We start from the raw sequence: 805 nt of genomic DNA, 5'->3' as shown, positions 1-805 counted from the left end.
AGACCAGCGGCAGCTGGGTGCCGGTGGCCGAGTGGGTGGCCGGCCCCAACTGGGGCACGCATTTCCTGCCGCGCATCGGCGCGGAGGTGCTGGTGGAGTTCCTGCACGGGGACATCGACCAGCCGCGTATCACCGGCCAGCTCTACAACGGCGAGGTCGCCCCGCCCTTCGGCGGCGGCCTGGACGACACCGCCCAGCACCCCGGCGTGCTCAGCGGCCTGCACACCCAGTCTCACGATGGCAGCGGCACCCAGCAGTGGGTGATCGACGACACCACCGGCCAGCTGCGCACGCGCCTGCACACCTCGTTGGCCGACAGCCGGCTGGAGCTGGGCTACCTGATCGACCACAGCGACACCCGCCGGGGCGCGCTGCGCGGCCAGGGCTTCGAGCTGGCTACCCACGGCTGGGGCAACGTGCATGCCGGCCAGGGCCTGCTGCTGTCCACCAGCGCCCGCCAGGACGCCACCTCCACCGTGCTGGACAGCCATGAGGCCATCGAGCAGCTGCGCGGTGCCGAGCGGGCGCTGGAGGCCATGCACGACACCCTGCAGAAGCAGGACGTGCCGCCGCTGGGCGCACTCACCAGCACCGCCCAGCTGCGCGCCAGGATCGACCCGAGCGCCGAGGGCAAATACGGCGGACAGGTCAACGGCCAGTCCGGCATGAAGCCCGGCAGCGGCCGCACCCCGGGCCAGGACCCGGTGGAGCGCTTCGCCGCGCCGCTGCTGCTGGCCGACTCGCCGGACCGCATCGTCTGGACCACCCCGGCCAGCGCGGTGGCCTACGCCGGCCAGAACCTGCA

1 protein-coding gene is annotated in these 805 nt (G+C 73.0%); it reads left to right on the top strand.

Going from position 1 to position 805, the window contains the following annotated elements:
• Positions 1–805: type VI secretion system Vgr family protein (locus GDJ08_RS19950; RefSeq protein WP_206147408.1), on the top strand; the 805-nt coding region annotated here is incomplete at both ends.

The sequence above is a fragment of the Stenotrophomonas nematodicola genome (assembly GCF_009467805.1).
GTDB lineage: Bacteria > Pseudomonadota > Gammaproteobacteria > Xanthomonadales > Xanthomonadaceae > Stenotrophomonas > Stenotrophomonas nematodicola.
The sequence above is the reverse complement of the archived record's forward strand: the minus strand, read 5'-3'. Positions and strand labels throughout refer to the sequence as shown.